16 protein-coding genes are annotated in these 21,797 nt (G+C 67.9%); 6 read left to right on the top strand and 10 right to left on the bottom strand.

Annotated features, from left to right (window positions below; all coding sequences use genetic code 11):
• Positions 1 to 166: 166 nt before the first annotated feature.
• Positions 167 to 1,567 (top strand): magnesium transporter, encoded by a 1,401-nt coding sequence (gene mgtE, locus U1769_RS04955; RefSeq protein ID WP_332712762.1) that lies wholly within the window; start codon positions 167 to 169, stop codon positions 1,565 to 1,567.
• A 24-nt stretch (positions 1,568 to 1,591) separates the two neighbouring features.
• The gene (locus U1769_RS04950) at positions 1,592 to 1,996 is read left to right on the top strand and encodes a DUF1489 family protein (protein WP_332712760.1); all 405 of its coding nucleotides are present in this window, start codon (positions 1,592 to 1,594) and stop codon (positions 1,994 to 1,996) included.
• A 118-nt stretch (positions 1,997 to 2,114) separates the two neighbouring features.
• Here the strand turns inward: U1769_RS04950 and U1769_RS04945 are convergent, their stop codons facing one another.
• The 6 genes from U1769_RS04945 to U1769_RS04920 all read right to left on the bottom strand — a co-directional run bounded on the left by U1769_RS04945 (position 2,115) and on the right by U1769_RS04920 (position 7,748).
• Positions 2,115 to 2,840, bottom strand: coding sequence for a head GIN domain-containing protein (locus U1769_RS04945; RefSeq protein ID WP_332712757.1), 726 nt, complete (start codon positions 2,838 to 2,840; stop codon positions 2,115 to 2,117).
• A 45-nt stretch (positions 2,841 to 2,885) separates the two neighbouring features.
• A complete protein-coding gene (locus tag U1769_RS04940; RefSeq protein ID WP_332712755.1) occupies positions 2,886 to 3,635 on the bottom strand; it encodes a head GIN domain-containing protein in 750 nt (249 codons plus the stop codon).
• 112 nt (positions 3,636 to 3,747) lie between these two features.
• Positions 3,748 to 4,281: a CarD family transcriptional regulator gene (locus U1769_RS04935; protein WP_332712752.1), complete on the bottom strand. Its 534-nt coding sequence runs from the start codon at positions 4,279 to 4,281 to the stop codon at positions 3,748 to 3,750.
• Between the two features lie 230 nt (positions 4,282 to 4,511).
• Positions 4,512 to 4,853, bottom strand: coding sequence for a ferredoxin FdxA (gene fdxA / locus U1769_RS04930; RefSeq protein ID WP_332712749.1), 342 nt, complete (start codon positions 4,851 to 4,853; stop codon positions 4,512 to 4,514).
• Between the two features lie 69 nt (positions 4,854 to 4,922).
• Entirely contained in the window at positions 4,923 to 5,204 is a 282-nt protein-coding gene (locus U1769_RS04925) for an RNA-binding S4 domain-containing protein (RefSeq protein WP_332713672.1), read from the bottom strand.
• 42 nt (positions 5,205 to 5,246) lie between these two features.
• Positions 5,247 to 7,748: a helicase-related protein gene (locus tag U1769_RS04920; protein WP_332712746.1), complete on the bottom strand. Its 2,502-nt coding sequence runs from the start codon at positions 7,746 to 7,748 to the stop codon at positions 5,247 to 5,249.
• A gap of 248 nt (positions 7,749 to 7,996) precedes the next feature.
• Between U1769_RS04920 and U1769_RS04915 the strand changes: the two genes are divergently transcribed.
• Positions 7,997 to 9,466, top strand: a complete 1,470-nt coding sequence (locus U1769_RS04915) for a M23 family metallopeptidase (RefSeq protein WP_332712743.1) — start codon at positions 7,997 to 7,999, stop codon at positions 9,464 to 9,466.
• A gap of 27 nt (positions 9,467 to 9,493) precedes the next feature.
• Here U1769_RS04915 and U1769_RS04910 read toward each other — a convergent pair whose 3' ends face one another.
• The 3 genes from U1769_RS04910 to U1769_RS04900 form a co-directional block, all read right to left on the bottom strand.
• Positions 9,494 to 11,170, bottom strand: a complete 1,677-nt coding sequence (locus U1769_RS04910) for an ATP-binding protein (RefSeq protein WP_332712740.1) — start codon at positions 11,168 to 11,170, stop codon at positions 9,494 to 9,496.
• A 75-nt stretch (positions 11,171 to 11,245) separates the two neighbouring features.
• Positions 11,246 to 11,965 (bottom strand): TIGR02186 family protein, encoded by a 720-nt coding sequence (locus U1769_RS04905; protein WP_332713670.1) that lies wholly within the window; start codon positions 11,963 to 11,965, stop codon positions 11,246 to 11,248.
• A 35-nt stretch (positions 11,966 to 12,000) separates the two neighbouring features.
• Positions 12,001 to 12,915: a sulfite exporter TauE/SafE family protein gene (locus U1769_RS04900; protein WP_332712737.1), complete on the bottom strand. Its 915-nt coding sequence runs from the start codon at positions 12,913 to 12,915 to the stop codon at positions 12,001 to 12,003.
• Between U1769_RS04900 and U1769_RS04895 the strand changes: the two genes are divergently transcribed.
• From U1769_RS04895 to pbpC, 3 genes are all read left to right on the top strand, one after another.
• A complete protein-coding gene (locus U1769_RS04895) occupies positions 12,915 to 13,064 on the top strand; it encodes a hypothetical protein (protein WP_332712734.1) in 150 nt (49 codons plus the stop codon). The genes U1769_RS04900 and U1769_RS04895 overlap by 1 nt on opposite strands.
• Before the next feature lie 45 nt (positions 13,065 to 13,109).
• Entirely contained in the window at positions 13,110 to 18,854 is a 5,745-nt protein-coding gene (locus U1769_RS04890; RefSeq protein WP_332712731.1) for an alpha-2-macroglobulin family protein, read from the top strand.
• A 178-nt stretch (positions 18,855 to 19,032) separates the two neighbouring features.
• Positions 19,033 to 21,114, top strand: coding sequence for a penicillin-binding protein 1C (gene pbpC, locus U1769_RS04885; protein ID WP_332713667.1), 2,082 nt, complete (start codon positions 19,033 to 19,035; stop codon positions 21,112 to 21,114).
• 111 nt (positions 21,115 to 21,225) lie between these two features.
• Here pbpC and U1769_RS04880 read toward each other — a convergent pair whose 3' ends face one another.
• A complete protein-coding gene (locus U1769_RS04880) occupies positions 21,226 to 21,732 on the bottom strand; it encodes a DUF1090 family protein (RefSeq protein WP_332712729.1) in 507 nt (168 codons plus the stop codon).
• Between the last annotated feature and the right edge of the window lie 65 nt (positions 21,733 to 21,797).

Here is a 21,797-nt window from a genome sequence, read left to right as displayed (position 1 = left end):
GGGTCCCCGCACCTAGGGACGGACTCCCGGAACCGCAATGGCGAGATTGGGCCCGAGGGCGCGGCGCCCATGTCGTCCCGGCTCCGTAAAAATGCGCCCGCGCGGATTTGGCTTTGGCGGCGCACGGGGCTAGAGCCCGGGCTTCGCGTGGCTATGGGAGGTCAGGATGAGCGAGACCGAACTGACCCAGCACGATGCCGAAACGCAGCAGCTCGACGAGGACGACCGGCTGAAGCCCGAATTCGTCCGCGCCGTGCTCGACGCCGTCGATAGCGGCGATCCCGAGGCCGCGCGCGCGCTGGTCGAGCCGCTCCACCCGGCCGACATCGCCGATCTGTTCGAGCTGATCCCGAACGAGCGCCGCGCCGATCTCGCCAAGGCGATCAGCGACCTGCTCGACGGCGATGTCTTCGCCGAGATGAACGATTATGTCCGCGAGGACCTGATCGATGCGCTCGAGCCGCACGAAGTCGCCGACATCGCCTCCGAACTCGATACCGACGATGCCGTCGCGATCATCGAGGACATGGAGGAGGACGACCAGCGCGCCGTGCTCCGCGCGCTCGATCCGGACGATCGCGCCGCGATCGAGGAAGCGCTCTCCTATCCGGAGGAATCCGCCGGTCGCCTGATGCAGCGCGAGCTGATCGCGGTGCCGGAGCATTGGAGCGTCGGCGACGCGATCGACTATCTGCGCGGCCACGAAGAGCTGACCACCGATTTCTGGGAGATCTTCGTCGTCGATCCGGCGCACAAGCCAGTCGGCACCTGCCAGCTCTCCTGGATCCTGCGCACGCCGCGGACCGTGTCGATGGCCGATGTGATGAAGCGCGAGCAGACGCTGATCCCGGTCGACATGGACCAGGAAGAAGTTGCGCTGCGTTTCCAGAAATATGCGCTGATCTCGGCCGCGGTGGTCGATGCCGGTGGCCGGCTGGTCGGCATGATCACGGTCGACGACATCGTCCACATCATCTCCGAAGAGGCCGGCGAGGATATCCTGCGCCTGTCCGGCGCGGGCGAGGGCGACATCAACGAGCCGATCGCGCTCACGGTGCGCACCCGGATCACCTGGCTCGTCGTCAATCTCGGCACGGCCATGCTCGCGGCTTCGGTGGTGGGTGCATTCCAGGGCGAGATCGCCCGGTTCGCGCTGCTCGCGGTGCTGATGCCGATCGTGTCGGGCATGGGCGGCAATGCCGGCACCCAGACTCTTGCGGTGGTGGTGCGCGCGCTCGCGACCAACCAGCTGACCAGTTCGAACACGCAGCGGATGATCTTCCGCGAACTCACCATCGCCGCGGCGAACGGGGTCATGCTTGGCTTTCTGGTCGGGCTCGGCACCTTCATCGTCTTCCGCAATGTCGATCTCGCGATCGTCATTGCGCTGGCGATGGTGATCAACAATCTTATCGCCGGGCTGTCGGGCGTACTGGTCCCGGTCGGCCTCGAACGCGCCGGCGTCGATCCGGCGGTATCCTCGGCCGTGTTCGTGACGATGATGACCGATGTGATGGGATTCTTCTTCTTCCTCGGCCTCGCCACGCTCTGGGGGCTTGGCGGTTAGCGGCCGGCCACCCAAATACCTGAAATGCCGCTTCATCTTACCAAGGTCGCCTTTGGCTGCACCAGCGTCGACTTCCTCGCCGAGCGCCTGTCGCTGCGCGCCGAAGCCGGGCCGGTGTTCCTGACGACGCGCTATCTGCCGAAACGGCACGAGGAGATTATGGGGCAGGGCTCGCTGTTCTGGATCATCAAGCACCAGCTGATCGCGCGCTCGCCGATCCTCGAATTCGGCGAGGCCGAAGGCGGTCGCGTGGCGATCCATATCGATCCCGCGCTGATCCTCACCCAGGCCCGGCCGAAGCGCGCGCACCAGGGCTGGCGCTATCTCGAGGATGCGGATGCGCCGGCCGATCTGGGCGGCGATACGGTATCGGGCGATCAGATGCCGCCGGCGCTGATGGGCAAGCTGGCCGGGCTTGGCCTGATCTAAAGTCGTTTTCGGCAAGACGGCACCAGCCCGCTCCCCCACCCGGCCTCCCACAGAATATCCTGAGTGGGAGGCCGGGTGGGGGAGCGGGCTGGTGCCGATCAGCGAAGCTGCAAACGGCTCAGGGCGCCGTCAGCTTGCCGCAGCTGACCGGGCCGCCGCCGACTGCCTTCACGGTGCAGGCTGGCTTGCCATAGACCGTCGCGGCGCCGAGGCCGGTGGTGGTGACCGTGGCGGTGGAACGGGCCGAGGCGCGCAGCTCACCGGGCCCGTCGAGAATGGCGATGAGGTCACCCGCGCTCAGCGGCACGGCGTCGAGGGTGCCCGATCCGGTGTTCATCAGCCGCACCTTGGCGGCGCGTCCGCCCAGCTTCATGCTGCCCGCGCCGACCATCGCCGCGGTGAGCTGATCGGCCTCAAGCCCGGGTGCGTCGAGCGATCCGCTGCCGTTGAGCGAGAGATCGATGCGCTGACCCTTGATCGCGCCGTCGATGGTCAGGCGGCCGCCGCCGATCAGCGCGGCCCCGCGGATTGCCGGTGTCGATACGCTGATCACCGGCGCGCCCTCGTCGCCGGCGACGGGCTGCTCGCCCCAGCCGTTGACGCCCGCCCGCACGACCAGGGTGGCCCCCTCGACCCGGACGACGAGCCCGTCGGTCGATTGCGGCGCGCCCTCGGCCCGTGCCCCGGGCGACTTGCCGGTGGTAAGCCGCACCTGGAACGGGCCCTCGACGCGGATGCGGTCGAAGTTGCTCACTGAATAGGTTCGCTCGGCCGCATTCGCGGAACCGAGCGGCAGGGCGAGCGCGACCGTTGCGAGGCACCGGAGCAGGGGGTGGAGCTTCATCCGCCCGGCATCGCGCCAATCATTGCCCGTTGCAAGTCCGCGCGGTCACCCGCCGCAATGCACGTCGCCAGAGCCCATTTTCGAGGTGGTGCATTGCGCCCCGGTGCCGAGATCGACATCGCCCGAGCCCATCACCGACACCCGCGCCGGGCCGGTGACGTCGGCGCGGACGTTGCCCGATCCGGCGACCGCAACGTCGGCCCCTTCCGCCTTCACGCCCCGGGCATCGATATTGCCCGATCCGGCGATGTTCAGCTTCAGTTGCTTGGCGCTGCCCTTCATGCGCATGTCGCCCGATCCGGCGATCGAAAAGTCGCCGCTCTGCACGTTGAGCGCGGCCACATCGAGATCACCCGAACCGGCGGTGGCGCCGGTGAAGTTCTGGCCCTCGACCCGGTCGATCGCCATGTCGCCCGATCCGGCGATGCTTGCCTCGGCGATGCGCGGCATCGTCACGAAGATGGTTACGCTGCCTTGATCGCCGCTGCCCCAGTTGAAGCCAAGGGTATTGACCCGCCCGACGCGCAGCGTGGTGCCGACCTTTTCGATCTTGAGCCTGTCGAGCTGATCGGACGGCCCTTCGGCGCGCACTGAAAAACCAGTGCCGACACGGACGTCGACATTGTCGGCGCCGCGCAGATCGACTCCGCTGAAATCGGTGACGGCGAAGCTGCGCGTGGTGCCGCTGCCGGCGCCGGCGACGCCGGGCCTGGAATCGCTGTCGTCCGAATGGAACGAGCAGGCCGCCAGCGGCAATGCCGCGAGCAAGGCAACGACCGGGGCAACAAGTGGCATGGAATCCTCCCTACGTGTGTTGTTCACATAACACACACGAGGAAGGCACGCAACCGAAAAGGGGCGACCGTTGCCGGCCGCCCCTTCGTGTTTCCCGGTCCGGAAGCCGCGTTCAGACGGCAACCTTGTCCTTGTTGTGGATGGCCGCTGCCTTGCGCAGGATCTCGAGGATCTTTTCCTGTGCGGTCGGCTCGTCGACCTGCTCCATCGCGGCGAGTTCGCGCGCGAGACGGCTGGTCGCCGCTTCGAAGATCTGGCGCTCCGAATAGCTCTGCTCGGGCTGGTCGTCGGCGCGGAACAGATCGCGGACCACTTCGGCGATCGACACCAGGTCGCCCGAATTGATCTTGGCCTCATATTCCTGCGCACGGCGCGACCACATGGTCCGCTTGACCCGCGGCTTGCCCGTCAGCGTGTCGAGCGCCTCGCGCAGCGTCTTGTCCGACGACAGCTTGCGCATGCCGACGCTCTCGGCCTTGTTGGTCGGTACGCGGAGCGTCATGCGCTCCTTTTCGAAACGGAGTACGTAGAGTTCGAGTTGCATGCCGGCAATTTCCTGCCGCTGCAGTTCAATGACACGGCCAACGCCGTGCTTGGGGTAAACGACATAATCGCCGACGTCGAAGGACAGCGCCTTGGCAGCCATTCCGTTGAGCCTTTCCGTGGACTGGTTCCCCTGAGGGTGCGCGGCGGCAGTGGAATTGCGTGCGCGCGATAAGGGGGTGTTGATTTAAACGTCTCCAGCCGGATGGCGCGAATCCGCGCCTCCGTCTCAGCCCATGTAGCAGAGTCGTAATAAAATTACCAGCCACACCCCGCCCAAAGCGGGGCGGTGGCAGCGAAAATGGTACGAAAGCGACGGAAAAGTCGCTCGAATCAGTCGCCCTTGCCGGGTTCGGGCGAGAAGAACTTGTCGTATTTGCCGGTTTCTCCCTTGTGCTCGTCGGCATCTTCCGGCGTCTGGTTGTTCTTGCGCGTGACGTTGGGCCATTCAGCCGAAAAGCTGTTGTTCAGCTCGAGCCATTGCTCGAGGCCGCTTTCGGTATCCGGCAGGATCGCCTCGGCCGGGCACTCAGGCTCGCACACGCCGCAATCGATGCACTCGCTGGGATTGATCACCAGCATGTTCTCGCCCTCGTAGAAGCAGTCGACGGGACAGACCTCGACGCAGTCCATGTACTTGCACTTGATGCAGGCATCGGTGACGACGTAGGTCATTGCGTACTCTCCATCCGGGAACCCGGGTCCGACGAAACGCCCGTCTGCTATGCCCCGCTGCCGCTGCCGTCAATCGCCCGAAGGTTGATGCGAGGCATTCTCACTCATCAGATCGGTGTAGCAGGCTCGCGCCTCGGGTGCTGGCCCTCGCCGTGGCGGGAGCGCCTCGACCCGGATCGCGCGCACCTGCGTCCCCTGCATGAAGGCCAGAACGCTGCCGATCCGGACGGTCGCATGGGCCCGATCGATCGCGCGCCCGTCAAGCCGTAGCCGGCCCTGCGCCGCGATCTTCTGCGCCGCGCTGCGGGTCTTCGCGAACCGCGCGAACCACAGGAACCGGTCGAGCCGCATCGTCTCGCCTTCAGCCACGCCGATCCTCAGCCATGCCTCTCTTCACCCATGTTTTGTGCGGAATCCCGCCAGCGCGGCAAAGGCGTTGTCGCGCGGCGGCGGCGCGACCGCTGCGCGCGTCAGCCCGCGCCACACCCAGCGGGGCGCGCCGTCCTGCGCCGGCGCGGTGCGGAAACCGAGCGCCGCCATCAATCGCTGGAGCGTCTCGGGGCTGACGCCGATCGAAGTCGCGAGCGCCGGATCGGGCGCGAAGGGCTTGCGGCCCGCCCGCGCATCATGCGCCGCGCGGGCGATGCGATCGACCAGGTCGACCCGCACCGCCTGAGGGCCGAGCGGGCGATAGCCGTCGGCCAGCCTTGCGCCCGGCACGGCGCGATCGAGCACGGTCGCCCCATCCGGCGGCGCTGCGTCGGGCGGCCGGCCGGCCTGGGCCGCGATCAGGATACGCCGCCAGCGCGCGGCGCCGGGCTTCAGCAGCCGTTGGTCGAACAGGTCGAGCGCGCCGATCGTCACGCCCATCGCCCGCAGCCGCTTGCGGGCAGGCGGATCGAGCGCGTCGACCGCAATGTGGATCCCGGCCCGCGCCGCGATGCCGCCGGCGTCCACCAGCGCCGCCGCGACCGCGCGGAGCGCCGGCAGCGCAGCCGTCTCGCGCTGCACGGCATCGAGCAAAACGAGGCCCGGCACGCGCTGGACGAGCTGCGCGGCCAGCCAGGTCTCCAGCCGTGCCCGGATGCGGAGTTGCAGCGGGCGATCAAGGCAGTCGAGCGCGCGATCCAGGATCACGCGGGGGCGGGCGAGCGTCGGCCCGGCCGCCAGCTCGGCGACCGCAAGCCCCTCCCACAGGATCGCCGGCCGGCCGCTGTCGTCCACCACCAGCGCGTTGTCGGCAGCGGTCGCGAGCTGCTCGCCACGCCGCGCCCGCTCGTCACCGAGGCGACGTTCGGCGGCGGCGAGCAGCAGGCGCTTGTCGCTGTGGCGCGCATCGGTTGCGACGGTGAAGCGGAACCCGTCGAGCCGCCCGATGGCATGCTCCTCGACCATCACTTCGCCCTCGGGCCCGATCGTGACGGGCAGCGCACCGCGATCGGCGCCGATCTGGCGCAGCAACATGGTCGTGCGCTTGTCGACGAAGCGCTGCGTCAGGCTGAGGTGGAGCGCGTCGGACAGCCGCTCCTCGACCGCGGCCGCGCGGCCTGCCCAATGCGCCGGATCGGCCAGCCAGTCGGGGCGGTTGGCGATATAGGCCCAGCTGCGGGCCGCGGCGATGCGGCCGGCGAGCGTCTCGACATCGCCCGCGACATTGTCGAGCCGGGCGATCTCCTCGGCGAACCAGACATGCGGGATATGGCCGGTGCCCTCGCTGAGATGCCCGAATACCCGCCCGGCGAAGCGCGCATGCGGATCGACGCCGAGCTTGCGGAAATCGGGCAGGCCCGCCGCCGCCCACAGGCGCTTCACCATCGCCGGCGATCGGACCCGGTCGCGCACCCAATCCTCCTCGGCGAGGCGCTTGAGTACCGCGAGATCGGTCGCCTGCGGGGCGGCGCGCAGCACGCGCTCGACCGGCCGCGCCTCGAGGCTGGCGATCAGCGCGTCGATGCTCGCCATGTCGGGATCGCCGTCGCGCCAGTAGAGGAAGTCGAGCCGCGGGAAGCGGTGCTCCTCGATCGCCAGCACTTCTTCCGGCGTGAAGGCGCCCGGCCCCTCCTCGACCAGCGCGCCGAACGTGCCGTCGCGCTGGTGGCGGCCCGCCCGCCCGGCGATCTGCGCCATCTCGGCGACGGTCAGCCGGCGCTGGCGATGGCCGTCGAACTTGTCGAGGCTGGCAAAGGCGACATGCGCCACATCCATGTTGAGGCCCATGCCGATCGCGTCGGTCGCGACGAGATAATCGACTTCCCCGGCCTGGAACATCGCCACCTGGGCGTTGCGCGTGCGGGGCGAGAGCGCGCCCATCACTACGGCTGCGCCGCCGCGCAGCCGGCGCAGCATCTCGGCCACGGCATAGACTTCCTCGGCCGAGAAGGCGACGATCGCGGAGCGCTTGGGCAGGCGGGAAATCTTTCGCGCACCGGCATAGCTGAGCGTCGAGAAGCGCGGCCGGTTGAGGATGTCGATCCCCGGCACCAGCGCCTTGAGCATCGGCCGCAACGCTTCGGAGCCGAGGATCATCGTCTCCTCGCGGCCCCGCGCGCGCAGGATGCGGTCGGTGAAGACATGGCCGCGCTCCGGGTCGGCGCCGAGCTGCGCCTCGTCGATTCCGACAAAGGCCAGGTCGCGATCCACCGGCATGGACTCGACCGTGCAGAGGAACCAGCGCGCGTCCTTCGGGACGATCTTCTCCTCGCCGGTGATCAACGCGACCTGGTTGGCGCCCTTGATCTTCACCACCCGGTCATAGACCTCGCGGGCGAGCAGGCGCAGCGGAAAGCCGATCATCCCGCTCGAATGGCCGCACAGCCGCTCGACCGCCAAATGGGTCTTGCCGGTGTTGGTCGGGCCCAGCACCGCGGTGACGGGGCGTTCGGTGGCGCGGTTCATGATGACCGATACATTGCGTGCCCGCGCGCGGCGCGCAACCGACCTTGGCCAAAAACTTCGCTAACCATATCGAATGGTTAATGGATTCGGCGGGTATGTCCTTTTGCCGCAAGACCACAACGCTTCGGCGCGCCATAGCCGGCGCGAAACATTCCTTAATTTGACTTTAGGACTTTCTCGCCACAGTCATCCCGACGCGCCGGGGGGCTTTTTGAAGACGGCGCGGTGACCTTGGGGGCCCATAGCCTTTGTTTTTGCGCAACGATCATGGTTCGGATCAGGCGGGAGGCACCGCCACCCTGTCGTTCGGCCGGGCTTTCGTGCCGGTGGCCGCGCCTGGTCCGCTCGATCGCCTGCGCGACGGCATAGCCCGAATCGACTGGGCACCCGATCTCGGATCGCGGATCGGCTCGCTCGACTGGTGGCGCGGTGCGGCGACCTGCACTGCCTTGTGCGCCGTGAGCTGGCTGCTCGCGCCCGGCTTCGACACCACGATCGTGGGGGGCGTGCCGGCGCCACTCGATGGGACCGCCTGGGACGAAGCGCGCGCGCAATCGATCGCGCCGCTCGCCTGGGGCAGCGACACCGGGCGCCACATGGCAGCGAACGATCTTGTCGCACCGCTTGCCGAGACGCCGGAGCGCCCGATCGTCGATCTCACGGCTCTGCTCGGCACGGGCGACAGCTTCACTGGCCTCCTGCGGCGGGCCGGCGTGTCCGAAGGCGATGCAAGCGCCACCGCACGGCTCGTCTCCGATGCGGTCGCGCTTGGCGATATCAAGGCCGGCACGCCGATCGACATGACGCTGGGGCGCCGGCCGAGCCGCGACGTCGCCCGGCCGCTCAACCAGCTGTCGTTTCGCGCGCGTTTCGATCTCAACCTCACGGTTTCCCGCACCGACGGCACCCTGGCGCTGATCCGCCATCCGATCGTGATCGATCACACGCCCGCCCGCTATCAGGGCCTGGTCGGCCGCAGCCTCTACCGGTCGGCGCGGGCCGCGGGCGTTCCCGCCAAGGTGGTCGAGACGTATATCAAGGCAGTCGCGACGCGGCTGTCGGTCGGGCGCGATGTCGGCGCGGCGGACCGGTTCGATATCATCATGGAGCAGGCCCGCGCCGCAACCGGCGAGGTCCAACTCGGCAATCTGCTGTTTGCCGGGCTCGATCAGGGCCGCAAGAAAACCCAGCTGATCAAATGGACCGACGGCCAATGGTATGAGGCGTCCGGCCAGTCGGAGCGCCGCGGCGCGATGGGCATGCCGGTCGGCGGCCGCATCACGTCCGGCTTCGGGCTGCGCCGGCATCCGCTGCTCGGTTTTACACGCTTTCACAAGGGGTTGGATATCGGCGCCCCCTATGGTGCGCCGATCCGTGCCGCGATCGGCGGCGTCGTCGCCTTTGCCGGTCGCAACGCCGGCTACGGCAATTTCGTGAAGCTGGCCCATGCCGGCGGCATCGGCACCGGCTATGGCCATATGAGCCGGATCGCGGTCCGCGCCGGCACCCGCGTCTCGGCCGGCCAGGTGATCGGCTATATCGGCTCGACCGGCCTGTCGACCGGCCCGCATCTCCACTGGGAAGTCTGGAAGAACGGCGTCGCGGTGAACCCGCGCTCGATGTCCTTCTCGAGCATGGCGCAGCTCTCGGGCCCGGCGTTGGGCGCGTTCAAGGCGAAATACGCGGCCCTGATGGCCGTAAAGCCCGGCGCGCACTGACCCGCTTCGGGGGGCGCACCCCCCGTCTCACCTGCCCTGGGAGCGCCAGCGCTTGATCGTGCGTTCGATGATCTGATCTTCCTGCCCGACTTCGCGCCACAATTTGGAGAAGAGCGGATCCTCCGAGGCCGGGCGCCGGTTCTCCGCCAGATCATCGAACGACACGCGGATCGGGATCGCGACGCCTTCGCCGCAGATGATGCATTCGCGATTGCGCAGCGCCGGGATCGAATCGAGGAAGCCGCGCGCACCTTCCGGCATCGCGGCGCGGACATAGGCCTGGTCGCGATCGTTGTTCAGGCGCATCGAGATGATCGTGCCGAGCTGCGAAAGCACGCCTTCGGCCAGATCGGACGGCCGCTGCGTGATCAGGCCGAGCGAAATGCCGTATTTGCGGCCTTCCTTGGCGATCCGGCTGAGAATCCGGCCGACCGAGCTGCTGTCGGCGTTGCGCTCGTTGGGCACATAACGATGCGCTTCCTCGCAGACGAGCAGGATCGGGCGCTGCGCCTCGCCGCGCGACCAGATGGCGTAATCGAACACCATCCGGCTGAGCACCGCGACCACCACCGAGGTGATTTCGGACGGCACGCCCGACACGTCGATGATCGAGATCGGCTTGCCGTCGCCCGGCAGACGGAAGATGCGCTGGATGAAGCCCGCCATCGTATCCGCGACGAGCATGCCCGAGAACATGAAACTGTAGCGGGGATCGGCCTTGATCTCGTCGATCTTCGTCTTGAGCCGCAGATAGGGTGAGGTATCGCCCGCGCGGTCCATCTTGCCCATTTCGAGCTGGATCAGGTTGGTCAGGTCGCTGAGCAGATAGGGGATCGGCGCGTCCACCGTCAGCTTGCTGATCTCCTGCCCCAGCCGCCCCTTGGCGCGCGCCATCAGCAGGCATTTGGCGAGGATGTCGGCGTCGATCTGGTTGTCGGAGCCGGTCGAGGTGATGAACACCTCGCAATGCTCCTCGAAATTCATCAGCCAGTACGGCATCTGCAGATTCGAGACGTCGAAGATCGCGCCATTTTCCTTGAAGGCGGCGCTATATTCACCGTGCGGATCGACCATCACAATATGGCCGCTCGGCGACAGATCACAGATACGGTGCAGGATCAGGGCGGCAGCGGTGGACTTGCCGGTACCGGTCGATCCGAGCAGCGCGAAATGCTTGCCGAGCATCGCATCGACATACATCGCAGCGCGGATATCCTTGGTCGGATAGACCGTGCCGATCTCGATATTGGCGCGGTCGTCGGCGGCGTAGATCTGCTTCAGGTCGGCGGTGGTGACCGGAAAGACGCGGCAGCCGGGCGTCGGGTAGCGGGTGACGCCGCGGCGGAACTTGTAGAGCTTGCCGGTCAGCCGTTCCTCGTCGCCCTCGCCCAGGAAATCGATTTGCGCCGCGATCTGGTCGACCGATCCGTCGGCGAGCCGGAGCGAACGGATGTTCGCGATCAGCCAGGAATTGCCGACGCGCATCTTGACCTGGCTGCCGACCTGCCCTGCGCTCGCCGCCACCGTATCGCTGTTCTGCTCGTTGATCTCGAGCGCGCGGGCGTCGAGCATCACCTGGCTGCTCGAACCGGCGATCTCGAACACCTTGCCGATGCCGTTGCGCGCCGCGTCGGACTGGGGATGGACGTCGGCGGCGGCGGGGGCAGCGGTATCGAAAGCCTGGCTGCCCAACATCTCGGTCATTCGCGCAATCCTCCGTCGTTCTCCGATCGAGCTATGGTCGCGACTGGTAAAGATTGGGTGTCGGTAAGGCCCGCTTCAGAAGCGTCGCGCGATCCAGCCCGCGCTCCAGCCGAACAGGATCGAGAGCGCCACGGCGGTGAGGCCGTAAGCGAAGGACCAGCGATCGGCGGAGCGCGCGACGAAGCGCTCGAAGCCCGATTTGCGGATGTCGATATCGCGTGTCGCCGCGGCGAGCACGCGGCCGTCGCGGATGAGGAAGGTCTCCGCGGTGAAGCGGCCGACCGGCACGCGCGCCGGGATCGAAACGCGCGCACGGTACAGCACGCCGTCGGTTATCTCGACCGCGCCCGGCGCCTCGTAATAGAGCCCCGACCGGCGCTTGAGATCGACCAGCCCGCGCGCGAAGCGATCCTGCACCGCGGTCGGCGCGCTGCTCGCGGGCGACAGCTGCAGGCTGTTGAGCCCGAGTTCGTAGATCGCCTGGGTCCGGCTATCGACCAGCCGGGCGATCGGCCGCGAGGAGGCGATCGCATAGAAGCTCGGCGCCGAACGGTAGCGCAGCCGCGCGGCATTGACCCAGATGCCTGCCATCTTCTCCTTCTCGCGCATCAGGATCGACTGGACCGGGCCCTTCACGACCACCACGATGTCGGTCGGCTTGTCGTCGTCCGGCAGGCGGCCGCCGGGATAGAGGATCGCGCCGAACAGCAGCAGCTCGGCGCCGGTGAAGGAATAAGCGATCTCGATGTTCCGCTGCGACACGTCGGGCACGAGCACAGGTTTCGACTGGCCCATCAGCAGCGGCACCAGCAGAAGGGCCAGCAGCTTCCTCACGAGAGCTCGACCGAATAGATTTCGTCCGGCCGCCAGCCGAGCCCGAGGCCGATGCGGAAGGCGACGAGCAGCACGATGATCGCGAGCGCGAGGCGGAGATATTCGGGCCTGGCCTTTGCGGCGAAGCGCGCGCCGACCTGCGCGCCGACGACCGATCCGAGCAGCAGCAGCGCCGCAAGGACGATGTCGACTGCCTTGGTCGTCGTCGCATGGACCATCGTCGCCATCGCGGTGACGAACAGGGTCTGGAACAAAGACGTGCCGACCACGACCTGAGTCGTCATGCCCAGCAGGTACAGCATCGCCGGCACCAGGATGAAGCCGCCGCCGATGCCGAGCAGGATCGTCAGGATGCCCACGAAGAATCCGAGCAGGAGCGGGGCGAGCGGCGAGATATACAGCCCGGAGCGGTAGAAACGCGTCCGCAGCGGCAGCGCCGCGATCAGCGGATGATGGCGGCGTTTGCGCGGGCGGGGCGGGGCGCCGGTGCGGCTGGCGCTGATCGCGGTCCAGGATTCATGCGCCATCAGGCTGCCGATCGAACCGAGCATGAGCACATAGACGATCGCGATGACCGTATCGATATAGCCGCTCGCCTGGAGCAGCCGGAACAGCCAGCCGCCGAAGATCGATCCGACGAGCCCGCCCGCGACCAGCACGCCGCCCATCTTGGTATCGACACCGCCCCGCCGGAAATGTGCGAACACGCCCGATACGCTGGCGCCGGTTACCTGGCTGGCGGCAGAGGCGGCGGCGACGGTCGGCGGGATGCCGTAGACGATCAGCAGCGGTGTCGTCAGGAATCCGCCACCCACGCCGAACATGCCCGACAACAGGCCGACACCCCCGCCGAGCAGGACGATGACGAGCGCGTTCACCGAGAGGTTGGCGATGGGCAGATAGATGTCCATTGGCCAAGGCGGATATCCTGTTCGGCGCCTGTGCGCAAAGCGGTCGACCGATAAATCTGCGGCGGGCTGCAGCGCGCAAGCCGTTGGATAAATTCGCTACCCTGCAGGCGGCCGGCGCCCGGGCGCTCGTCGATCCGCACTGGACTTGACCCCGTATCGGGCCGTAGCGTGAGCTGGATTGTGGAGAGTGTTCGATGAAGCTCGCGTTCCGTCTGGCACTTCTCGGACTGGCGCTCGCGCCGGTCGCGGCCCTTGGCGACAACAGCCCGCAGGTGGTCATGGCCACGCCCGGCGTCGGGTCAGGCGGCTCGATCCAGTCCTTCACCGCGCGCTTCAGCCAGCCGATGGTGCCGCTCGGCGATCCGCGCGCGCCCGCGCCGTTCGCTGTCACCTGCGCGGTCGGCGGCGAGGGGCGCTGGGTCGATCCGCAGACCTTCGTCCATGATTTCGCCGATGCGCTGCCCGGCGGCACTGCGTGCAGCTTCAAGTTGCGGAGCGGACTCAAGAGCGTGTCGGGCTATGCCGTTACCGGCCAGCAGGAATTCAAGGTCGACGCCGGCGGTCCGGTCGCGCGCGCGGTGATGCCGGCGCAATATGACGGCGAGATCGAGGAGGATCAGGTCTTCCTGGTCGCCGCCAACATGCCGGCGACCGCCGCCTCGGTCGCGGCGAACGCCTATTGCGCGGTAGATGGCGTGGGCGAGAAGATTCCGGTCGATGTGCTTGCGGGCGACCTTCCCGGCAAGCTGCTCGGCGAGATCGGGACGGACAGCTGGAGCGTGCGCAGCTTCCTCGAAAATGCCGGCCTGCCGGCAACGGTCCCGGCCAGCCAGGTCGATCGCGGGAAGGCCTTCGCCAGCGTCACTGCGCTCAAATGCCGCCGGCCTTTGCCGCCCGGGCGCGACATGGCGCTCGTCTGGGGTGCCGACATTGCGGGCGTCGGCGGCAAGCTGGCCGGAGCCGAGCAGCGTTTCGACTATACGGTGCGCAAGCCCTTCGCGGCGCGTTTCGAATGCAGCCGGGTCAATGCGCAAGCCGGCTGCAGCCCGGTCGAGCCGGCCTATGTCCGCTTCTCGGCGCCGATTCCGATGAGCGTGGCGGCGGAGATCCGCATCACCGCCGCTGACGGCAAGGTGATCGCGCCGACCTTCGGGGACGACGAGAAGAAGAAGGCGACGATCAGCAGCATCACCTTCAAGGCGCCACTGCCACTGGCGACCGCCGCCAAGGTGAGCCTGCCGGCCGGGCTCAAGGACGAGAGCGGCCGCATCCTCTCCAATGCCGAGCGCTTCCCGCTCGACGTCCGCTTCGACGAGGCGCCGCCGCTGGTGAAGTTCGCCGCGCCCTTCGGTATCCTCGAATCGGGCGAACAGGGTGTGCTGCCGGTCACCGTCCGCAACGTCGAGGCGTCGCTGCAGGGCCTCAGCGTGCCGATCGCGGGCCAGTCGCTGCGCGTCGACGAGTCGGACGGGAAGGTCGCCGAATGGCTCCGCATCGTCGACGATGCCGATGATTATGCCAGCCACGAGATCAAGCAGGGCGGCGAAACGGTCACCATCAACGATACCGGTTCCAAGTCGATCCTCGCCGACGCCGGCGGGGCGCCCCTACAGATCGGCCTGCCGGGCAAGGGGAAGGATTTCGAGGTGGTCGGCATTCCGCTGACCAAGCCCGGATTCTATGTCGTCGAACTGGCCAGCCCGGTGCTCGGCCAGGCACTGCTCGGGCGCAAGGCGCCGCGCTACGTCGCGTCGGCGGCGCTCGTCACCAATATGGCGGTGCATTTCAAATGGGGCCGCGAGCGCAGTCTCGCCTGGGTCACCCGGCTCGACACCGGCAAGCCGGTCGCGAATGCCGCGGTGCGCATCACCGACAGTTGCACCGGCGGGCTGCTCGCGCGCGGCAAGACCGATGCGAGCGGCGCCGTGTTCGTGCCGCAGGGCCTGCCCGAGCCGGAGACCTATGGCAGCTGTTCGGAGAGCAGCAGTGCGCATCCGCTGATGGTGTCCGCGCGGGACGGCGACGATTTCAGCTTCACCCTCACTGCCTGGGGCGACGGCATCCGGCCTTATGATTTCGATCTGCCCTATGGCTATGAGGCTAAGGGCGACATCCTCCACACCGTGTTCGATCGCGCACTGCTTCGCCAGGGCGAGACGATCAACATGAAGCATATCCTGCGCAAGCCGGTCGGTGCGGGTTTCGGCATGGCCCCGGCGATGACGGGCACGCTGCGCCTGTCGCATCGCGGATCCGACACCCAGTTCGATCTGCCCCTGACGATTGACGCGAACGGCATCGGCGAATCGAGCTGGACCGCGCCGCAGGGCGCCCCGATGGGCGATTACGATCTGCAGGTGATCGTCGGCGACAGGACGATCTACACTCAGCAAAGCTTCAAGGTCGACGTCTACAAGCTGCCGACGATGCGCGCGACCGTGACCGGCCCGAAGGAAGCCGCGGTGCGGCCAAAGACGCTGCCGCTCGACCTGTTCGTCGGTTATCTTTCGGGCGGCGGCGCGGCCAATTTGCCGGTCGACATGCGCATCGGCTATTTCGGCCGGACCGCAACGCCGGACGGCTATGACGGTTACAGCTTCGGCGGCACTGCAATCCAGGTAGGCACCAAGCCGCTCGATGGCGACGGCGAGGAGGAACAGACGCCTCTGCCGCCGACTCAGACGCTGCCGGCTACGCTGGGCGGAGACGGCACGACCAAGACGGTGATCGAGGTTCCGCAAACGCTCGATACTGCCACCGACATGCTGGTCGAGATGGATTATCAGGATGCCAATGGCGAGGTGCTGACCGCCTCGCGCAGGATCCCGATCTTCCCGTCGGCGGTGCAGCTCGGCATGAAGACCGATGGCTGGCTGATGAAGCAGGACGATCTGCGCCTGCGCTTCGTCGCGCTCGATACGGCCGGCAAGCCGATCGCCAACCAGAAGATCTCGGTCGAGCTGTACAGCCGCAAGATCCTGACCGCGCGGCGGCGGCTGATCGGCGGCTTCTACGCCTATGACAACCAGATGAAGACCGAGAAGCTGGCCGGCACCTGCACCGCCACGACCGATGCGCAGGGCACGGCGCAATGCCAGGCGGACCCTGGCGTCTCGGGCGAGGTCTATGCGGTCGTGACGACCGCTGATGCGAACGGCAACGTCGCGCGCGCCACGCGCTCGGTGTGGCTCGCGGGCGACGATGACTGGTGGTTCGGCGGCGACAATGGCGATCGCATGGACGTCGTTCCCGAAAAGACCGCCTATCAGGCCGGCGAGACCGCGCGCTTCCAGGTGCGCATGCCGTTCCGCGCGGCGACCGCGCTGGTCACCGTCGAGCGCGAGGGCGTGCTGTCCAGCTATGTGACGAACCTGTCGGGCACCGATCCGGTGGTCGAGGTGAAGATGCCGGGCAGCTATGCGCCGGACGTGTTCGTCTCGGTGATGGTCGTGCGCGGCCGCGTCCAGGGTGGGTTCTGGAGCTGGCTCAACGGCATCGCGCAAAGCCTCGGCCTCGCCAGCGGACCGCCGGCCGCGCCCGAGCCGACTGCCCTGGTCGATCTCGCCAAGCCGGCCTACCGCCTCGGCATCGCCAAGGTGAAGGTCGGCTGGGAGGCGCATCAGCTTCAGGTCGCGGTGAAGGCGGACAAGGAGAAATATGCCGCGCGCGATACCGCGCAGGTCGAAATCCAGGTGAAGACCCCGGACGGAAAGCCGGCGGCGACCGCCGATGTCGCCTTCGCCGCGGTGGACGAGGCGATCCTCCAGCTCGCGCCCAACGAAAGCTGGGACGTGCTGACCGCGATGATGGGCGAACGCTCGCTGTCGGTCCTCACCTCGACCGGGCAGATGCAGGTCGTCGGCAAGCGCCATTACGGCCGAAAGGCAGTCGAGGCGGGCGGCGGCGGGGGCAACGACATGTCCGGGCTCAACCGCGAGAATTTCCAGCCGGTGCTGCTGTGGAAGGGCCGCGTCGCGCTCGACGCGAACGGGCGTGCCCGGATTCCGGTAACGCTCAGCGATGCCTTGTCCTCGTTCAAGCTGGTCGCGATCGCGACCGACGGGGCGCAATTGTTCGGCACTGGCATGGCGAACGTGCGGACCGCGCAGGACCTGTCGATCTATGCCGGCCTGCCGCCAATGGTGCGCACCGGCGATTATTTCGCCGCGGGCTTCACCCTCAGGAACGGTTCCGACAAGCCGATGAAGGTCACCGCGACGGTCGACGTCACCCCGCGCGTGGCGCAGGGCAGGCCGCTGACCGTCATCATCCCGGCGGGCGGCGCGACCCCGGTCGCGTGGAACCTCACTGCACCGGGCAATGTCGCCAATCTGCGCTGGCACGTCAGCGCGAAGGCGGAGACTGGCCGCGCGGTCGACCAGATTACCGTCAACCAGGATGTGATCCCCGCAGTACCGGTCGAAGTCTGGGCGGCGACGCTGACCCGGGTGGGTGAGGGCAGCATGGTTTCGATCGCGCCGCCGGCAGGGGCGCTGCCCGGTCGCGGCAGCGTGGATGTCCGGCTCGACGACACACTCGCGCCGCCGCTCCAGGGCGTGCGCGACTATATGGCCGCTTATCCCTATGCCTGTTTCGAGCAGCGCCTGTCCAAGGCGGTGGCGCTGGGCGATGCCGGCGCCTGGACGCGATTGGCGAGCGAGATTCCGACCTATCAGGCGGCGGACGGGCTGTTGCGCTATTGGCCCTCGGAAAGCCTGAACGGATCTGAGGCCCTCACGGCCTATGTCCTGTCGCTGACGGCCGACGCCGGCCTGCCGATCCCGGAAGGACCGCGCACGCGGATGATCGAAGGGTTGAAAGCGGTTCTGGATGGCCGCTTGCGGCACGAGGAATATGGCGATGTCCGCTTGCAGCGCATCGCAGCCTTCGCCGCGCTCGCCCGGGCCGGCGCCGGAACCCCGGCCATGCTCGGCCAGATCGGCATGCCCCCTCAGGAAATGCCGACCGCGAGTCTGGCCGACTATCTCGTCGCGCTGGATCGTATCCCGGGCATCGCGAATGCGGTCGCCCTAAAGACGAACGCCGAGGCAGTGCTGCGGACACGGCTCGTCTATGAAGGCACGCGCCTCGACCTGTCCGACAAGACTGATGCCAGCTGGTGGCTGATGTCCTCCGCCGACGAAGCGGCGATCAAGGCGTTGATCGCGACGCTCGGCCGGCCCGGCTGGCAGGACGAAGCGCCCAAGATGATGGTCGGTGTCTCGCTGCGCCAGACGCGGGGCCATTGGGATACGACCACTGCCAATGCCTGGGGCACGATCGCCGCGCGGAAGTTCGGCGGCCTATATCCGGCCGAGGCGATCGCCGGCACGACGACCATGGCGCTCGGCACCGGTACGATCAGCAAGGCCTGGCCGCTCGCGGTCGACCTGCGTCGGGCGAGCTTTCCGCTGCCCGTCGCGGTGACGCCGCTGCGCCTGTCGCAATCGGGCGGCGCCGGGCCCTGGGCGAGCGTCTCGGTTTCGGCGGCGGTGCCGCTGACCAAGGCGCTCAATGCCGGCTACAAGATGACCAAGACAGTCTCGGTCGTGCAGGCCCGCACGCCGGGGAGCTATACCCGCGGCGACGTGCTGAAGGTCACGATCTCGGTCGAGGCGAGCGCTGAACGCAACTGGGTGGTGGTGAACGATCCGATCCCGGCGGGTGCGACGATCATCGGTGATCTGGGCGGGCAATCGAGCATGCTCGGTCAGGTCACCGGTTCCGACGGGGTGCAGCCGAGCTATGTCGAGCGCGGCAACGACAGCTGGCGGGGTTATTTCGCCTGGGTGCCGGCGGGCAAATTCACCGTCGCCTATACGCTCAGGCTGAATGCAGCCGGCCGCTTCTCCATGCCGCCGTCACGGGTCGAGGCGATGTATTCGCCCGCGATCCGCGCGCAGTTGCCGAATGCGCCGGTGACGGTGGCGCAGCGGTGAGGATGTGGAAAGACTGACCACGCTGCTGCGCGGCCTGCGGGCGCGGGTCGAGCCATGGCTTCCGGGCAAGGGGCGGGATCCGGCTGCCCGGTTCGCCGAGCTGGAAGCATCGCTGCGCCGGCGTGCCGCGGCGTTCTGGTCCGCGCTGCGCACCCGCGGCGGGCTGACCCTGGCGGGCATGGCGTTGCTGATCGCTGCCTATGCCGTGATCGACTATGCCACGCTTCCCCCGCCGCTCCCCGGTTACGCCCAGGTCCGCGCTGCTTGGCGCCCGTCCGAGGCGTGGCTCTATGATCGCGACGGCCAGCTGATCGACAGCGCCCGAGTCGATTTCGCGGCGCGGCGGCTGGGCTGGACGCCGCTCGACCGGATTTCGCCGGTCACGCGCGAGATGCTGGTCGCTGCCGAGGATCGCCGCTTCTTCAGCCATGGCGGCGTCGATCTGCTCGCGCTGATCGGCGTGGCGCGCGACCGGGCCCAGGGCGAGCGGGCGCGCGGCGCCAGCACGATCTCGATGCAGCTGGCGGGCTATCTCGCGCCGGGTCTCGCCGCGCCCGGGGCCCGGCGCTTGCTCGACAAGATGCGCCAGATGCGCGCCGCCTGGGCGCTCGAGCATGGCTGGAGCAAGGAGCAGATCCTCGAAGGCTATCTGAACCTCGCCGGCTTCCGCGGCGAGGCGCAGGGGATCGGGGCGGCCGCGCTCGGGCTGTTCGGCAAGACCCCCGATGCGCTGGCCCGCGACGATGCGCTTTTGCTCGCCGGGTTGCTGCCCGATCCGCAAGCCGCGCCCGGGACCGTCGCGCGCCGCGCCTGCGCCATCGCGCACGAGCCGGACTGCGGGCGCTTTGCCGGCGAGGCAGCGTCGATGCTTGGCCCGACGCGCAGTCTCGCGCTCGATCCTGGCCTCGCACCTCACCTGAGCGACCGGTTGCTGACGAAGCCCGGCCTGCGCATCACCACCACGCTCGACCGCCGCATCCAGCAGCTCGCGATCCTCGCCCTGAAGCGCCAGCTCCAGGGTCTGGGCGGGGCGCGCGCCCGTGACGGCGCCGTGGTCGTGCTCGATAATGCGAGCGGCGATGTGCTTGCTTATGTCGGCGGGATCGGCGGCGCGTCGACGGCGCCCTCGGTCGACGGCGCCAACGCCTATCGCCAGGCCGGATCGACCCTGAAACCGTTCCTCTACGCCCAGGCGATCGAGCGCGGCTATCTGACGGCGGCCTCGATCCTGGACGATTCGCCGGTGCAGCTCGATACCGCGTCCGGCCTCTACGTCCCGCAAAATTACGATCGCGGCTTCAAGGGCCAGGTCTCGGCGCGCTCGGCGCTGGCCGGATCGCTCAACGTGCCCGCGGTGCGCACCCTGTTGCTGGTCGGGGTCGATCCGTTCCGCGACCGGCTATGGGACAGCGGCTATCGCGGCATGACCGAGGACGGCCAATATTACGGCTTCTCGCTCGCGCTCGGCTCGGCTGAGGTCACGTTGCTCGAACAGGCCGATGCCTATCGCAGCCTGGCGAATGGTGGCCGCTGGTCGCCGCTACGCCTCACCGCCGATGCCCCGCACGAATCGCCGCGCAAGGTGACGACGCCCCAGGCCGCCTGGATCGTGTCGGACATGATGGCCGATCCTAACGCCCGCGCCGCGACCTTCGGGCTCGATTCGGCATTGCGCATGCCGTTCTGGGCGGCGGTGAAGACGGGCACGTCGAAGGCGATGCGCGACAATTGGTGCATCGGCTTTTCCGATCGCTACACGGTCGCCGTGTGGGTCGGCAATCTCGAGGGCGATGCGATGCGCGCCGTCTCCGGCACCAGCGGCGCGGCGCCGGTGTGGCGCGATCTGATGCTCGCGCTGAATGCCAACCGCACGGTGGTGCCGCCGGCGCTGCCGCCCGGGATCGAGCGGCGTGCGATCCGCTTCGCCAACCATGTCGAGCAGCCGCGGCTGGAATATTTCCTGGCCGGCACCGCGCAGACCGAGATTGCCGCCGCGCCCCGCTCGGCGCGCCGCCCGCGGATCATCAACCCGGTGGCGGGCAGCGTCTACGCGATCGATCCCGATATCCCGCCCGATCGTCAGCGGCTTGCGGTCGGCGTATCGGGCGAAGTGACGGCGCACCGGCTGCTGCTCGACAAGCGCGATCTGGGCGCGGCCGATTCGCAGCCGCAGATCCTGGCCCCGCCGGGGCAGCACCGGCTTCGGCTGGTCGATGTCGGCGGGCGCGTGGTCGATCAGGTGCTTTTCACCATCCGGTGAAGCTGTCAGGGACGAATCAGCGAAGCGGGACGCATAAAAGGCCCCGCCCGCGCCAGGCGCGGACGGGGCCCAACCCGGGCGGCGATGGCCGCCCGGGCCGTGACGAACAGCTTACCAGTAGAAGTTGCGGATCACGTCGATCACGACGCCGCGGCGGGTGTCGACCAGCAGCACGTCGTTATAGTGACGCACCCAGCGCTGATTGTAGCCGACCGGCGCGAGGCGATAACGCCACGGATCGTTGATGAAATAGCGCGGGCCGTAAAAGCTCGACTGAATGCGCACGCCGGGGCGGAATGCATTGTACCGGAACGGCGCACGCCAGTTGCCGCGCGCATAAAGGGCCCGGTTCTGGTTGCGATAACCGTTCCAGTCGTTGCGGCCCCAGCGGCGATTGCGGTCGCGGACGTCCTCGCGCAGTTCCTGCCGTGCCTCGCGCACGTCGCGGCGTTCGTTGCGCACGTCGCGACGATCGCCATGGCGGCGTGCGTCCTGCAGGTCGCGCTGCTGCTCGCGCACGTCGCGGCGGCTCTCGCGCACTTCGCGATTCGACTGGGCGATCGCCGCCGTCGGCAATACCGTCGCGGCCATCAGCGTCAGGATGATAAATTTACGCATGCTATTCTCCATTCTCTCCCGGAAACGCCCGAACGGACGTCGCCGCGCGCCCCTTTTCGGCGAGT

Source organism: Parasphingomonas zepuensis, assembly GCF_036663735.1.
GTDB lineage: Bacteria > Pseudomonadota > Alphaproteobacteria > Sphingomonadales > Sphingomonadaceae > Sphingomonas.
Note: the sequence above shows the minus strand (reverse complement) of the source record. Positions and strands in the feature narration are given on the sequence as shown.

Bases quoted from the DNA above. Each gene is read 5' to 3' on its own strand.
- mgtE (WP_332712762.1), top strand. From the start codon at position 167: ATGAGCGAGACCGAACTGACCCAGCACGATGCCGAAACGCAGCAGCTC.
- U1769_RS04950 (WP_332712760.1), top strand. From the start codon at position 1,592: ATGCCGCTTCATCTTACCAAGGTCGCCTTTGGCTGCACCAGCGTCGAC.
- U1769_RS04945 (WP_332712757.1), bottom strand. From the start codon at position 2,840: ATGAAGCTCCACCCCCTGCTCCGGTGCCTCGCAACGGTCGCGCTCGCC.
- U1769_RS04940 (WP_332712755.1), bottom strand. From the start codon at position 3,635: ATGCCACTTGTTGCCCCGGTCGTTGCCTTGCTCGCGGCATTGCCGCTG.
- U1769_RS04935 (WP_332712752.1), bottom strand. From the start codon at position 4,281: ATGGCTGCCAAGGCGCTGTCCTTCGACGTCGGCGATTATGTCGTTTAC.
- fdxA (WP_332712749.1), bottom strand. From the start codon at position 4,853: ATGACCTACGTCGTCACCGATGCCTGCATCAAGTGCAAGTACATGGAC.
- U1769_RS04925 (WP_332713672.1), bottom strand. From the start codon at position 5,204: ATGCGGCTCGACCGGTTCCTGTGGTTCGCGCGGTTCGCGAAGACCCGC.
- U1769_RS04920 (WP_332712746.1), bottom strand. From the start codon at position 7,748: ATGAACCGCGCCACCGAACGCCCCGTCACCGCGGTGCTGGGCCCGACC.
- U1769_RS04910 (WP_332712740.1), bottom strand. From the start codon at position 11,170: ATGACCGAGATGTTGGGCAGCCAGGCTTTCGATACCGCTGCCCCCGCC.
- U1769_RS04905 (WP_332713670.1), bottom strand. From the start codon at position 11,965: ATGGGCCAGTCGAAACCTGTGCTCGTGCCCGACGTGTCGCAGCGGAAC.
- U1769_RS04900 (WP_332712737.1), bottom strand. From the start codon at position 12,915: ATGGACATCTATCTGCCCATCGCCAACCTCTCGGTGAACGCGCTCGTC.
- U1769_RS04890 (WP_332712731.1), top strand. From the start codon at position 13,110: ATGAAGCTCGCGTTCCGTCTGGCACTTCTCGGACTGGCGCTCGCGCCG.
- pbpC (WP_332713667.1), top strand. From the start codon at position 19,033: ATGGCGTTGCTGATCGCTGCCTATGCCGTGATCGACTATGCCACGCTT.
- U1769_RS04880 (WP_332712729.1), bottom strand. From the start codon at position 21,732: ATGCGTAAATTTATCATCCTGACGCTGATGGCCGCGACGGTATTGCCG.